The organism is Methanosarcina sp. UBA411, from assembly GCF_002495725.1.
Taxonomy (GTDB): domain Archaea; phylum Halobacteriota; class Methanosarcinia; order Methanosarcinales; family Methanosarcinaceae; genus Methanosarcina.
Map to the genome: position 1 here is coordinate 206,567 of NZ_DAGK01000034.1, position 14,003 is coordinate 220,569.

Below are 14,003 nucleotides of genomic sequence, written 5' to 3' on the forward strand. Positions count from 1 at the left end.
GAATGAAAAAAGAACCCACAATCTAGGGTTTACATTTTAAAGTTGGAAATAGCATGTCAAACTTTATCAGTAATGTGTTAAAACTTGTATCAGGAAGTGTTGCTTCACAGATTCTGGGTGTACTTCTTGTACCAATAGTCACTAGAATTTATAGCGCTGATGATATAGGAGTTTTTCAAATTTTTGTAGCGGTATCAGGCGTACTGGTAATTTTCTCTACTTTTTCATACCAGTATGCTATAATGTTACCAAAAGACGAAGAAGATTCCGCAAACGTAGTTTTCCTTTGCTCCATGTTAGTAACCATTATATCTTTAATCATAGCTGTAGTAGTAATAATTTTTCCGGAAGATATTGAGTACATTCTTGAGTACATATTTCATACGCAGGGATCTTCAAAATATTTAATTTATCTACCTGCAATAGTATTCTTTAACGGTATTTTTTTCGTGCAGAACTACTGGCTTTCAAGAAGACTACGTTTTGGAGTTATTGCAGGATCCAAAGTCTTAAACACTTTATCAACCAAAGCATTTCAGTTAGTGACTCCTATCTGGAATGTATCTCCTTTAGGTCTGATAGGGGGTTATACCGTTGGGTACGGATTTGCAGATTTATTAATGCTTAAGGGCGCAAAAGAAGACTTAAAGGTCTTCAGGAAAGTTTCCGTAAAAAAAATGAAAGAAATGGCGATCCGGTATAAAAATTTCCCTTTATTTAGTTCCTGGTCTACACTCGCAAATACGATTTCACCACAAGTGCCTACTTTTTTGCTTGCATATTTTTACAATACAAGCGTTGTCGGATATTATTCAATTGCGAACCAAGTAGTAAATATGCCCATGTCACTTATTGGGACAGCTATACAACAGGTCTTCTTCCAGAAAGTCAGTGAGGTGAAAAATCAGAATGGAGATCTGAAAACCGTCGTTAGTGAAGTTTATAAAAAGCTGATTCTAATAGGAATATTCCCGATGATACTTCTGATAATCCTGGGAGAAGAGATATTTACATTTGCTTTCGGAGAAGGCTGGGATGTATCAGGAACATACGTAAAAATTCTTGTGCCCTGGATATTCCTTGTGTTCCTCTCCTCACCTATCTCAACTCTCTACAGCATCTTCGACAAACAGAAGGTTTGGCTTACCTTCAGTATGATTCTTTTAGTCTCTAGGTTCGTCGCACTTGCTATAGGGGGAATGTATGGAAGTCCGGAATTTGCCCTCGGGCTGTTCAGCCTTACGGGAGTTATATTCTGGCTCTGGAATAATGCATATTTGCTTAATCTTGCAGGAATTAATAAAAGGGAAAGTGTAGAAATCCTTGCTAAGTATGCATCAATCGGAATTATTGTTTCGGTCCCATTAATTCTGCTTGAAGTACTCTCCGCTAACTTTTATATTATCCTCCTTGCAGCCATCGTCATAACTCCTATCTATTATGGAGTAACCCTTCGTGATGATCCTACATTCAGGAAGATATTTTCGGCTTTTCTCTTGAATATAAAAAACAAAACCTGAGAGAAGTTAAGTATTCTAAAAGAACTTAACTAAAAAAATTTCTCCTGCACCGCATTTACAGAAGAGAAATAAAGTTTAAGTCTAGAATAAAAAGAGGAAAATCCCAATTAAAAAAATAATAAAAAATAATTATGGGATTCTTCCGGCTTCTTTATTTATAAGGTCTCATTTCTGTCAGTAGGTTTCCTTGTGAGTGGTTTTATACAGAGTTTTTGCGATTGAATACTTTTTGCTCTCTAAAGTCACACTATAATAGGGAATTAGCTCGGGAGAAAAGCCCATAATAAAATCCGCAAACCTAGAAATGTTTGCTGCCATTACGTTCATGTATTCGAAATTTCGGGACTTCAAGTCAAGGAACTCATTATAATATAGAAGAGCATTTGGACCTAAACGGCCAAAATCCGGGTTCAGAGCTGAAGTCCAGGTTACGGTACATTTCTTCCCGTACAGATTCAAGTGAGCCGCAACAGCTTCACCCTCAGGAGTCTCTGTGACAAACATGTAGCCAATATCTTTTTCCTGAATTAGCTTAAATACTCTTTCAAAGAACCCTCTAGGAAGGGGAGGGGCTAAATTCTGCTTTTCATAGACCATTGAGAGCAAATGGTAATATGTTTCAGGATCGTTCCATGTTCTGGTTTTAAGTCCTGCCTCATTTGCAGCTTTAAGTTCCCTTCGAATTTTTCTTGAGATGTTGTCATCTACATTTTCGTTTAGATTTAAGTGATGGGTATAATGCACAGTTGAATCCCATCCGTACCATGTGAAGGGTCTTACATCTTTAAAACCTGGGGCAAAAGTGAGATGAATACTGTCAAATCCTTGCTTGCAGAGGAATTCCCTGAGAGGATTAAGAATATCATGAACCTCCTGTACCTGTTTACTTGCTTTAGAGCTGGCACTCTCTTTAATAAGAGGCCCACTGTAGCTGGTCATATCACAGGTAGAAGTCGCTACCCTCAAAGCTCCCTTAATATTTTTAACGAAAAGAGGACATCCTCCAACAAGTTCTCCTTTTCTGAAACAACCATAAATTCTAAGGTCTTTTGACAGGACATCCCTGCAAATTCCAAGCCACTCACTGGTATGAAAAAGTGTACCAGGTTGAGCTTTTTCTACAAGCAAATCCCATTCTTTGTATTCAGATGGCGCTAATTCTCTAACTTCAATTTCGTCCATTTTAAACCCCGTGCAAATAGCTAATTATTCTTATCCGTGAGATGATAGGAAAATATAAGATTGAATTCAATACTTCAGTTCTCAGCCTCGAGTCCTGATTTGCAGACATTATTAACCTTTTTCGCAACGCTGCACCAGCTGTAATGTTCAGTAACATAACTTAAACCTTTTGAACCCAGTTTCGTTCTCAAACCTGGATTTTCAAGCAGCTTTAAGATACTTTCTGCAAGAGCTTCCGGGTTTTCAGGAAGAACAAGAATTCCCCCTCCGGATGCCTCAAGTACGTCAGAGACGCCGCTGATATTACTTGCAACTACAGGTTTTCCACAAGCCATGTACTCGTATAATTTCAAAGGAGACAGGCCTATCTTTGCGTTTCTGGCAAATATAAAGGGAGCGGTACAGGTATCGCTTGCATTAATGTAGAGAGGCACGCGATCGTATGCAATCACACCTGTAAAAATGAACCTGTCCTCAACTCCAAGTTCCCTGGAAAGCTTGAAAAGGTTATCTTTCATGACCCCATCTCCGACAATTAAGAAGCGACATTCCGGAAATTTGGAAAGTATATACGGAGCCGCCTTTACCAAATACTCGACCCCTTGCCAGGGAGCAAGATTACCCACAAAACAAATATAGGGAATTTCAAGATTCAGACCGAGCATTTTTCTGCAGGTTTCCTGTTCCAATGGCTTGAACAGAGAAGTATTTGCTCCATTGGAAACTACGACTATTTTTTCGTCAGGGATGTTATAGACCTTCTCAAGATTTGTTTTTATTCCGGGTGTGACAGCAATAATTTTATCCGAAAATCTGAGAGCTTTTTTGAGAATAAACAGTTTAAACCTAGCTTGTGCAGAGAAATATCGATTTGAGAACCTATTTTCTCTTGACTGCGAAACATTGCTCCCTTCGTATTTTTCCCTGAAGAGGTTCTTTTCATCCTCAGGAATTCCATTTAATTCATAAACTATTTTTTTACATCTGCTTTTACAGAAGAGTCCAGCAAGAAAGCCAAAATTGGGATTGCGGGTATATAGCACGTCAAAAGTCTCGGAACCCAGAAGGTGTATAGAACTTATGAAATAATTAATAGTAAGTGAGAGAAAGTTTCCAGGAGGAACATAATGGCCGTGAACATTAGCTATATTCAAAAAGGAGGTTGAGCCAGTAGTAAAAATATGGATATCATTATTGAGTCTGGCGAGATTACTAACAAGCTCGTACCTGTGGATAAGCGAGCCATCAGCAAGAGAAAGAGGCCTTACCATATCCAGAAAAAGCATCTTCAAATTATCACCTTTAAGTAAACCGCCTTTTTGAGATATTCGTTAATATTCACTGTTCTCCCTTCCTTACGCCTTTTGAGTTTCGGTTAAAAGTCCCAGAGAATCTGGATAACAGTCCTCCAAGCCCTTGATTCCTGTAGTAAGCCCGTATTTCAGAATCCTGAATTTTCTTCTCCCTTCTAATCGCCGAGCCAAAATACCCCAAGAAATAAGCAGCACCTGTATAATATGGGGACTTCACGGAATAATAAAGCGCGTTTAGAAGAGCCATGAAAGAATTTTTACCAAGATAATAAGCCATCCAACCGTTCTTTATGTATCCACTCCAGAGCCCATTAGCTGCACTCGTTTTACGTTTTTGAATTTGGACTACATCGGCATACTGCATTAGCCGCCAGCCTCTCAAGAGAGCTCTTATATTGGAAATCGAATCTGGAGATGGCTCAACCTCATATCCCCCAGTCTCGAGGAAACACTCTTTCTTCCATATTCTTCCTGTGCCACGAGGAAGGCTTTTTTTAGTCACTTCCAAGGAAAGTTTCCCATCATTCTCATAATAGATTCCCCCACTTACTATTCCGAGAGAATTGTCCTTTTCAAACTCAGCCAGAAGTTTTCCAAAATAGTTTTCTTCAAGAACCGTATCAGCATCAAGAAGACCTATATACTCAAATTCGATATTTTTTTTCCTACAATACTCAAGTGCATAGTCAAAGCCTTGTTTACAGACATAACTATAGTGAAAAGTAATATCCCTTGGCCTTGGAGGTAATCTTATGCTCTGGATCCAGGAACAATTTGCCTTCAGATCTTCGAGAATACGTGGCGTCCCATCTGTACTCCCATCATCGACTATAATCCATAACTCAGGTTTTAATTTCTGTCCTATTACAGATTTTGAGACTTCGGTCAGATTTTTTTCTTCATTCTTTGCAGGAGTAATCAGCAAATATTTCTCTTTTAATTCAGGCCCCATCTGCCCACCACCTGTAAATTTCTTCCCCGCTTGTCATCCAGGCCCCTTTTCTGGAGCAGTACTGAAGCACCTTCTCGTAAAGCCTCACCCAATCTTTTCGGAAGTCGCAGCTGAATACGAAATTATGCCACAGCAGGGTAATAACACCGTTGAGACTTGCTGTAGTGTCAATCAAATTTCTTGTGCGCTCCCAAGCTTCGTCAAAAGATTTAGAAGTAGAAAAGAGAGCAGTATCCATAACGACAAGTGGAACTTCGAGAATGTCAATCTCTTTTCCTGTGTTAAGGTTATATGGAATGAAAGGATGGCACATTCCGTTCCTGAAACCAACTGAGTATCTGTGCCCAAAAGTGGAATCATAGCTAAAACCAGCATCTGCAAGTATTTCCCAAGAGTCAGGAGTTTTGAACCTTAGGTAGTGATTGCGAAAACCTATGATTTTTTTACCCAGAATTGCTTCAAGGCTTTCTTTTTCTTTTTTTATTTTTTCTGGATTATCATATGAATAGTAGCCTCCGTGGAGACCAATTTCCCACCCCCTATCGGAAACCTCTCCAAGATGGTGTTGTATGTCATCTATATTATACCTAAATCGTACTGGATCTGCTTCTGCAGTAATGAAATAAAAAGAGGACTTTGCTTCAAAACTGGCTTCAAGATCCATAATTTTAGAAAAATTAAGGTAAGGGGAGTAGTCTATTCCTCTCAATTTCCAGAGTGATTGAGCTAAAAATTCTTGAAAATTCAACTGCTTAAGGCAATAAGCTGACGACAATAAGCTATGGGAAAGAGGTGGGTAAATATCGTCTACGTCGTGAGTCAAACAAACGGCAAATGATTTATTTTCAGGAAATTCGACCTGCATCCCATTTTCTATAAGATATCTTGAGACCTCAGGTTCAGAAGCATTTCGTAGATCTTTTTCAGAGAAAAGAAAACGATGGTGCTCATCCAGCTTCTCGGGAGAATATTCTTCTTTTCGAGTGAAAAGATCCCATATTTCTTGGTTGTTCATCAGTAATTCATGCATAAGACTCATCCGAAACCGAAGATAAAGAAAATCCAGATTTTTTATCAGGAAGACTTTCTATAAGCTTGACCATGAAATCGGTAACATTGATTTTATCCCTGAGAAGAGCATCCTTTTTCAGACTCCAGGTTTTCTTAAGTTCCGAATCGTTAAGAAGTTCTATAATTTTTGTCAGAGCAGATTTCGAATCATTGTAATTAAAAAGCAAACCGTACTTCTTCTCAAGTTCGGAAAAGTTCCCCATAGTTCCCGCGAGAGTGGAAATATAAATTGATGGAGTTCCCAGGATTGCACTCTCAACAGCCATCGTTGCCCCTTCACCCACATACAGAGTAGCATAATAGAGCAAATGATGAATTTTTTCTGGGGAGACCCGAATTCTATACTTTTCAAATTCTTTATCTAGAGGCCCTTCTGAGGTTATGAATACTTTTCCGAATTTTTCGGCTTCCTGGACAAGTGACACTTTATTTTTGATTCCATGTTGGCCTACATCATGATGTGCACCCCATGAAACGAAACGAAGGATTGTAAAAGGCTCCCCCTCCTCTACCCCGAGGTCTTTCAGGATCTCAGGATTGGGAGTAAAATAAGCTGGGTGAAGATAAGCTAGTTCATGATATCCACTATACCTTATCTGTTTTTGTCCTTCATTTTTTAGATAGCATGAAGGAGTACAAATTATGTCACAGAAGGGATAGGTTAACTTCTGGGCCAGTACTGCGTGTTCGGTGTCGTTAAAAATTATGGATTTTTTCCGCTGTATCCAGGATATCTGAGCAACAGCTGGAGAAAGTATACCCATAAAAAGGTCAGGATCAAATTGCTGGGTAATTTTAAAAGTTTTGAATTCTCTTATGAACCATTCTTCAACCAAATTAATCTTTCCTGGTTTTACTTTGCTCAAAACCGTATGCGGAATTCTGTAGGCGTTTAAGAGCTCTATTACTACGTCCTTATCCCGCGAGACTACCATTACCTGATGTCCTTTTTTCTCAAGACTCCATATAATGTTTTTAAAAAAATGAACATGGGCTGGATGCCCTATATCAATAAGAACTCTCAACTTTTTCACTCCCCAATTAATATTTCCTAAAACTGTAATAACTAAAAGAGATAAACAGTCTGTCTGTACGAATATCCTTCGAGACTGAGGATAGGAAATTAACTTCAAACCAAGTTTGAAAGCAAATTAGGCAAATGAATATAACAATAAACAAATCAAGAAATCTTCCTGCCTTTTTCTGCCTTACTAAAAGTATGCAGTCAAATCCTGGTATTCACTCTGCCCCGATTCCGAACCGTTCTGTCAGATAGACTTATCCCACCTCACTCTACCTTAAAAGATAGTAACTATCCTGTTCCAGCGGTTAGAGTGACCCCCTTAATAGCGTCCTTGAGAAAATTAATTTTTTACTACAGATATAGTTACTAACAAACAATATTATGACTAGAAGATAAATGGCTCAAAAATAAATAATTATGGAAACAGAGTTACTGAACTAAGATAACTAGAATTATCAGTGTGGAAATTTATAGTCATTTTAACCTAGGAAATAGGAAAATAAGTATTATTCAACCTCTGATATTTGGGCAGAAAAATACACTTGCTAGAAGGAATAGAAGAATTACTGAATAAATAAATTAATTAACTTTCGGCCAGTTAGTTTGCAAATATTATTTTAAAGCTTGCAAAGAGGAAACTAGCAATAAAGCATATTATAAGAGGATAAATTCCCATATCCATTGAATCTACCGAAAACTCGTCTTCTTCCTTGGAGACCAGCAGCATTTCCTTCATACCTATAAGGGCGATTAATCCTATGACCGTAATTTGATAATATGTAGGGATTCCAAAATCCGTTGAGAGAAAACAGATACCTAAATCTGGGAGAGAACTTCCCATTGCAAAATCTGTACCCATGCCAAGTATTGAAATCATTATAAATCCCCCAAAATTTCTGTAAAGGAATTATCTAGACATATACTAAATTCTAGCTATACGGTATAAACGTTAAACTATATAAACATATGAAAAGAGATTGAGAGATTTACTACGCAATTATAAAAAGAGATAAAGAAATTTACTACATAAGACAGGATAAATTACCGAGTTCCAAAGTAGACTTGGAAGGATGTCCTATCAAAAAATAAATAAGAATTGGGATTGATTACTCTCCAATTCTCAATGAAGAGGTTTAATTTATGAAAATTTCCGTTATAGGGTCAGGATATGTGGGCTCAGTCACAGCCGCGTGTTTTGCAGAAGTAGGGCATGAGGTTGTCTGTGTAGATATCGACAAGAAAAAAATGGATCAGATAAATTCAGGCATCCCCCCCATATATGAAGAGGGACTTGGAGAGCTTTTGCAAAAACATGCCGGAAAATGTCTCACTGCAACTACTGACTATGAATCTGCCATCAGGAATACGGACATTTCCTTTATCTGCGTAGGGACTCCTTCCGCAGAAGATGGAAGCATAGACCTTTCAATTGTCCGTGCGGCAGCAGCAAGCATAGGGGCAGTGCTAGCAAAGAAAAATGGATACCATGTAGTGGTTGTTAAAAGCACAGTTGTGCCCGAAACAACTGAAAAATTTGTTCTTCCTATCCTTGAAGAAGCCTCAGGAAAGACAGCAGGGAAAGACTTTGGAGTTGCAATGAACCCTGAGTTCCTTAGAGAAGGAAAAGCCGTCTACGACTTCATGAATCCTGATAAAATAGTTGTTGGAGCAATTGACCAGAAATCTGGGGATTGTGTCTCGGAACTCTATCGAACTTTTAAATGTGAAGTCACCCGCACTAATCTATCAACAGCAGAAATGATCAAATACGCAAATAATTCCCTTTTGGCAACCAAAATATCCTTTGTAAATGAAATTGGAAATATTTGTAAGAAGTTAAAAGTTGACACTTATGAGGTTATGGAAGCAGTTGGTAAGGATTCCAGAATATCCCCAAGATTTTTGAATTCAGGAGCTGGATTTGGAGGTTCCTGTTTCCCAAAAGATGTAAAAGCACTTATAGGAAAAGCAAAAGAAATAGGATATTCTCCAGTGCTTCTGGAATCCGTAATCGGTGTAAACGAAAAACAACCAATTATAATGACAGAAATACTCCAGAGTAAAATAGGAAACCTTGCAGGCAAAAAGGTTGCAGTCCTTGGGCTTGCCTTTAAGAACGAGACTGATGATATAAGGGAGTCCAGATCCACCCCTGTCATTGCTGAGCTTCTAAGATTAGGAGCAGAGGTTTCGGCTTATGATCCAATGGCAACCGAGAATATGAAGCGGATCTTCCCGACAATTGAATACTTCGGGAAAGCTAAAGATGCTCTTGAGGGTGCTGACGCCTGCCTTGTAATGACAGAATGGGATGAGTTCAAGCAGCTTGATTCTGAATTTGAAGTCATGAAAGAAAAGATAGTAATTGACGGAAGGCGGGTAATTAAAGCGAAAAATATAGATTATGAGGGGCTCTGCTGGTAAAAACCAGCAGAAATTATTTCCCCTTTTTATTTAAATTAGGCAGTTTAACTTTGCTGGCCTTTAATTTCCTTATTTATAGATCTTATTTGCCTGAAGGTTCCTTTACCGCTGCTAAAATTTCCCTTAGGTATTCGAGTACGTCATTCCTGAGGTTTTCATTTTCAAGAGCAAAATCCACTATTGATTTTACGTATCCTAATCTGTCGCCGGTATCGAATCTTTTTCCCTTGAACCTGCAGGCGTAGATCATCTGTGACTTACTAAGAACCCGGATACCATCAGTCAGCTGGATTTCGTTTCCAACTCCGGTTCCAGCTTCTTTTATACAATCAAAAATTTCAGGGGTGAAAACATAGCGGCCTATTGCTCCCAGATTGGAAGGAGCATTTTCAGGTGACGGTTTTTCAACGATATCCTCCATTTCATAGAGAGAATCATTGAGAGGTTTTCCCTTTATAATCCCGTAGCTGCTTAATTTTTCATAAGGAACTTCTTCAACTGCAAGCGTGGACCTACCATATTTTTCGAAATTTTCAATGAGCTGGGCAGTGCAGGGCTTGTCATTCACAATAATATCGTCTCCGAGAAGTACGGCGAAAGGCTCGTCTCCAATATGGTTTTCTGCCCTGAGGACTGCATCTCCAAGACCATTGGGCTCTTTCTGGCGGATATAGTGAATATCAACAAGTGAAGAAACGTCCCTGACAAGCTTAAGAAGTTCAGTGTTGTGCTTTTTCGCAAGGTGCATCTCGAGTTCAGGAGAATCATCAAAATAGTCCTCAATTGCTCGTTTGCCCCTGCCTGTGATAATGATTATATCCTCAATTCCAGAGGCAATAGCTTCCTCTACGACGTACTGTATTACAGGTGTGTCAATTATAGGAAGCATTTCTTTTGGCATTGACTTGGTAGCAGGCAGGAAACGGGTTCCAAGGCCGGCAGCCGGAATAAGTGCTTTTTTAACGGTCAAAATAAACTCTCCGGTAAAAGGAATTCTGGGAAAAGATTATTCATACAGTTGAATAAAAATACTATCCAACCATAACATCTTTAATTTTTCCCTTATTATTTACTCCCATATAGGGAATGAAATAAAAGCATTTTCTGATTACTTCAAGAAACTATAAAGCATTAATATAGAAAGATTGTCTGGAGAGTTTTTCATGCCTGTAAAGAATAAAATACTTGTGACAGGAGGAGCCGGTTTTATAGGAAGCCACCTCGTAGATCGCTTTGTAGAAAAAGGAAATAAAGTTATTGTTTTTGATAACCTGAGTTCAGGAAAATTGGAATTTATAGAAAGTCATCTTGAAGACCCAGATTTTACCCTGATAAAAGGAGATCTTCTCAACCAGGAGGCGATAGAGGAGGCCTGTAAAGATATTGACTTTGTTTGTCATGTGGCTGCAAATCCTGATGTCAGGCTTGGAGCTTTAGATACCAGAGTTCATCTAGATCAGAATATTCTGACGACCTATAACCTTCTGGAAGCGATGAGGAAAAATAATATAAAAAAAATTGCTTTTACTTCCACTTCAACAGTTTATGGGGAAGCGAGTGTTATGCCTACTCCGGAAGATTACGGCCCTCTTATTCCTATATCGCTTTATGGTGCCTCTAAACTGGCCTGTGAAGCTTTTATTACTTCGTACTCTCATACTTTCGATATGCAGGCATGGATATTTCGCTTCGCAAATATCGTTGGCCCACGCAGCACACATGGAATTACGGTTGATTTCATAAAAAAGCTGCGAAAAAACTCCAATCTGCTGGAAATCCTGGGCGATGGCAAGCAAGAAAAATCCTACCTCCATGTGTCAGAATGCGTTGATGCGATATTGTTTTTAATCGAGAATGGCCAAGAAAAGGTAAATATCTTCAACATTGGCTCCGAGGATACTATCAGTTCCACAGAAATAGGAAAGGCTGTTATAGAAGAAATGAGGCTTTCTAATGTAGAATTTACCTATACAGGAGGGAGCAGGGGCTGGAAAGGCGATGTGCCAAAGATGAGACTAGGGATTGAAAAAATGAAGAGTTTGGGCTGGAAGCCGGCCTATACATCAGAGAGAAGCGTGAGAGAAACAGCTAGAGCGCTACTTGAGGAAAAATTAGTAGAATAATTTCATTCCAGTTTTTCCTAAATTAATATTTTTTGGCCAATATAACAATAAAGATAAATTATTGCTTAACTTCGCTTTTGACCCTGAATAAATATCTTCTTATTAAAGAAAGCTCGTGGTCGCTGAATCCGCCTATCAACAACATTACAACAAAATATATAATTACACCCATACCTGAAATCTCGAAAAGCTCAAGGATGCTGGAGATAGCAAAGTAGGAAACAAAGAAATACATAGCTATCGAGGACAGAATGCTTTTTGCAATATCGTAAAGATAAAAATCAAGTTTAAAGTGTTTTAAGGAAATATGCATGCAAAGCACAGCCATTAAAAAGTAAGAAAATAACGTTGACAGTGAAGCCCCAACAATTCCAATAGAAGGTATCAGCAGAAGGTTAATTAATACATTCGAAACTGCTGCAATAATGTTGATATAGGTCGTAGTTTTTGTTTGCTTGATGAGGAGCATTGTGTTGACAAATATCTGGAAGATTCCTGCCAGGAGGCCAGAGAAGGCAATAACGGGAATTACAAACCAACCCGAAAGAAAATCTTCAGTGGTAAGGATCCCAAGCAAAGGTTTTGCAAGAGCTGAAAGCCCGAAGACTGCAGGAATCGAAATAAGAAGGAAATATCTCAGAGAATGAGACATATAAATTCTTACTTCATCCATTTTATTTTCATCGAACAGCTTTGATAACTCGGGAAGAAGAATGATCTGAAGAGAGCTTACAAAAAGCTGTATAAGACTACCAATTGAACAGGCTGCCGAATATACGCCCACACTTCTAAGGCCCAGAAAGTAGGTAACCATATATCGGTCACTTGATTCTGTAATCCATCTGATGAGTGAATTGGGGGTTAACGGTAGAGAAAATTGCAAATATTCTTTTATGTAAGTAAATCGAGGGATGATGAATCCTATTTGTGAGATTATCATCACAAGAGAAATTAGAAAAATAGAGCCTTGTACAAGTAAAGTAGCCGCGATTACACCAAGAAGTCCGTATCCCATTTTGAGAAGAAAGAGAATGAAAAGTAATTTTCCAAATGTTTCAAAAAGAGTTAAGTAAGAATATGTCTGAATCTGCCTGAAAACCCTGAAATAAAAAAGAGATACAGACTCGATCACACTGAGAAGAATTAAAAGGGAACCTGCCTGGATAAAATAAGTTGCGTGAGGATCTTTGAAACCAAAGGTTGCAAGAGGCTCTGCAAACGCATAGAGCAAAAATGAGGCCAGTAGACCGGATACAGTTACAAAAAAGAGAATTGAATACACAGCTTCCCTTATTATTTTGGTTTCCGTTTCAGAAGATAAAAATCTGACAAAACCCATAGAAAGACCCATCAGTGCAAGGGGAGAGATAAGAGATACAGTGGTATTGATTTGAGCCCAGAGTCCGTAGTCGTATGTTCCAAGGGTTTTTGTGATTATCGGGAGTAGGAAGAAAGTCCCCAGGCTTGTAAGTACCTGAACTATCCCGATAAAACCAACATCCTTTGCAAATTTTAGATATGACACCATATCACCTTAAAAAAATTCCGTTTTTAAGAATTTTTATTGAAGAAATTTATGAAAATAGATTTACAGTAAAGTTTTTCTTACGACTTGACCCGACTTACTATCCAGAACTTGATATTTAAATCCTTTTGAATACAGATCATCTTGCTAAGGTTTCAACCTTTCAGTAGAGGTCCTATATATAAGTATATTATAAGTTTCATTCATGCAAACTACCTTTAGTTTTGAATTAGAAAGTATTAAGATCTCATATATCGTCAGTGTTAACTTTAAGTTTTTTGTTAGTAGTTTTTTCAACAAAAACTAATCTCTAACTACTAACCCCAATAAGAGAATTCTACAAAAGATAAAAGCCTTTGCGTTTAGATTAATTTTATTAGAAGTTAAATGAGCATCTGGATATTACCTCATGAAAAACAGAAGTATAAGGTAAAAATAATTTAGAATTTAAAAAGGAAGTAAACTCTGGTTTATTGGAAAATAAAATTAAAAATCTTATCGATGTAGACGTAGATCTAAAAAGTGTCTGACTTGAAAATAAAACTTTAAAAACATTAGTTAGTCTGATTGAAAAAATTAAGAAACGAATCCTGAAGAGAAGATCTAGAAACTAGACTAATTTGAATAAAAAGATTCCTTTAGAAGATCATAAATTCTTGCGTTTTTAGCGGATTAAAAAGAAGAATTTCCAAAACATCCGACACTCAGAAACATGCCCTCAAGTCGGAAATGATGGAAATTTTCCTCGAGAATATAAAAACCTTACTTGTACACTAGATTCAGTTCTTGTACACTAGATTCAGTTTTGGCACTTGACTTGTGTTTCCACAGTCAGCACTGTAGAAAGCGATATAGTTATCACTCTCATT

At 38.0% G+C, this 14,003-nt stretch carries 11 protein-coding genes; 3 read left to right on the top strand and 8 right to left on the bottom strand.

The genetic code is table 11. The annotated features are described in order from the left end of the window. The first annotated feature begins 74 nt into the window (after positions 1 to 74). Complete coding sequence (locus BP861_RS14175; protein ID WP_292376623.1) at positions 75 to 1,520, top strand: oligosaccharide flippase family protein; 1,446 nt, start codon at positions 75 to 77, stop codon at positions 1,518 to 1,520. Positions 1,521 to 1,694: 174 nt separating this feature from the next. On the opposite strand, the gene BP861_RS14180 is transcribed toward BP861_RS14175, so the two are convergent. The 6 genes from BP861_RS14180 to BP861_RS14205 all read right to left on the bottom strand — a co-directional run bounded on the left by BP861_RS14180 (position 1,695) and on the right by BP861_RS14205 (position 7,939). After that, the gene (locus BP861_RS14180) at positions 1,695 to 2,702 is read right to left on the bottom strand and encodes a GNAT family N-acetyltransferase (protein WP_292376624.1); all 1,008 of its coding nucleotides are present in this window, start codon (positions 2,700 to 2,702) and stop codon (positions 1,695 to 1,697) included. A 74-nt stretch (positions 2,703 to 2,776) separates the two neighbouring features. Then, complete coding sequence (locus BP861_RS14185) at positions 2,777 to 3,994, bottom strand: glycosyltransferase family 4 protein (RefSeq protein WP_394339182.1); 1,218 nt, start codon at positions 3,992 to 3,994, stop codon at positions 2,777 to 2,779. Between the two features lie 46 nt (positions 3,995 to 4,040). Continuing rightward, positions 4,041 to 4,967 (bottom strand): glycosyltransferase, encoded by a 927-nt coding sequence (locus BP861_RS14190; protein WP_292376626.1) that lies wholly within the window; start codon positions 4,965 to 4,967, stop codon positions 4,041 to 4,043. Further along, positions 4,957 to 6,006 (bottom strand): polysaccharide deacetylase family protein, encoded by a 1,050-nt coding sequence (locus BP861_RS14195; protein WP_292376628.1) that lies wholly within the window; start codon positions 6,004 to 6,006, stop codon positions 4,957 to 4,959. Before BP861_RS14195 ends, BP861_RS14190 begins: the two co-directional genes overlap by 11 nt. Next, positions 5,990 to 7,063: a DUF354 domain-containing protein gene (locus BP861_RS14200; protein ID WP_292376630.1), complete on the bottom strand. Its 1,074-nt coding sequence runs from the start codon at positions 7,061 to 7,063 to the stop codon at positions 5,990 to 5,992. The genes BP861_RS14195 and BP861_RS14200 overlap by 17 nt, the downstream gene beginning before the upstream one ends. Positions 7,064 to 7,660: 597 nt before the next feature. Then, on the bottom strand, positions 7,661 to 7,939 hold the full coding sequence (locus tag BP861_RS14205) for a hypothetical protein (RefSeq protein ID WP_292376632.1): 279 nt from the start codon (positions 7,937 to 7,939) through the stop codon (positions 7,661 to 7,663). A 263-nt stretch (positions 7,940 to 8,202) separates the two neighbouring features. Here BP861_RS14205 and BP861_RS14210 point away from each other — a divergent pair, with 263 nt between their 5' ends. After that, positions 8,203 to 9,486: a UDP-glucose dehydrogenase family protein gene (locus BP861_RS14210; RefSeq protein ID WP_292376635.1), complete on the top strand. Its 1,284-nt coding sequence runs from the start codon at positions 8,203 to 8,205 to the stop codon at positions 9,484 to 9,486. A gap of 82 nt (positions 9,487 to 9,568) precedes the next feature. On the opposite strand, the gene galU is transcribed toward BP861_RS14210, so the two are convergent. Continuing rightward, positions 9,569 to 10,456 (bottom strand): UTP--glucose-1-phosphate uridylyltransferase GalU, encoded by an 888-nt coding sequence (gene galU, locus BP861_RS14215; protein WP_292376637.1) that lies wholly within the window; start codon positions 10,454 to 10,456, stop codon positions 9,569 to 9,571. A gap of 193 nt (positions 10,457 to 10,649) precedes the next feature. Between galU and BP861_RS14220 the strand changes: the two genes are divergently transcribed. Further along, positions 10,650 to 11,609, top strand: a complete 960-nt coding sequence (locus tag BP861_RS14220; protein ID WP_292376639.1) for an NAD-dependent epimerase/dehydratase family protein — start codon at positions 10,650 to 10,652, stop codon at positions 11,607 to 11,609. A gap of 58 nt (positions 11,610 to 11,667) precedes the next feature. Here the strand turns inward: BP861_RS14220 and BP861_RS14225 are convergent, their stop codons facing one another. After that, the gene (locus tag BP861_RS14225; protein WP_292376641.1) at positions 11,668 to 13,137 is read right to left on the bottom strand and encodes a flippase; all 1,470 of its coding nucleotides are present in this window, start codon (positions 13,135 to 13,137) and stop codon (positions 11,668 to 11,670) included. Between the last annotated feature and the right edge of the window lie 866 nt (positions 13,138 to 14,003).

Coding starts and splice junctions, on each gene's coding strand:
- BP861_RS14180 (WP_292376624.1), bottom strand. CDS start 2,702: ATGGACGAAATTGAAGTTAGAGAATTAGCGCCATCTGAATACAAAGAA.
- BP861_RS14220 (WP_292376639.1), top strand. CDS start 10,650: ATGCCTGTAAAGAATAAAATACTTGTGACAGGAGGAGCCGGTTTTATA.
- BP861_RS14195 (WP_292376628.1), bottom strand. CDS start 6,006: ATGAGTCTTATGCATGAATTACTGATGAACAACCAAGAAATATGGGAT.
- BP861_RS14225 (WP_292376641.1), bottom strand. CDS start 13,137: ATGGTGTCATATCTAAAATTTGCAAAGGATGTTGGTTTTATCGGGATA.
- BP861_RS14190 (WP_292376626.1), bottom strand. CDS start 4,967: ATGGGGCCTGAATTAAAAGAGAAATATTTGCTGATTACTCCTGCAAAG.
- BP861_RS14205 (WP_292376632.1), bottom strand. CDS start 7,939: ATGATTTCAATACTTGGCATGGGTACAGATTTTGCAATGGGAAGTTCT.
- BP861_RS14210 (WP_292376635.1), top strand. CDS start 8,203: ATGAAAATTTCCGTTATAGGGTCAGGATATGTGGGCTCAGTCACAGCC.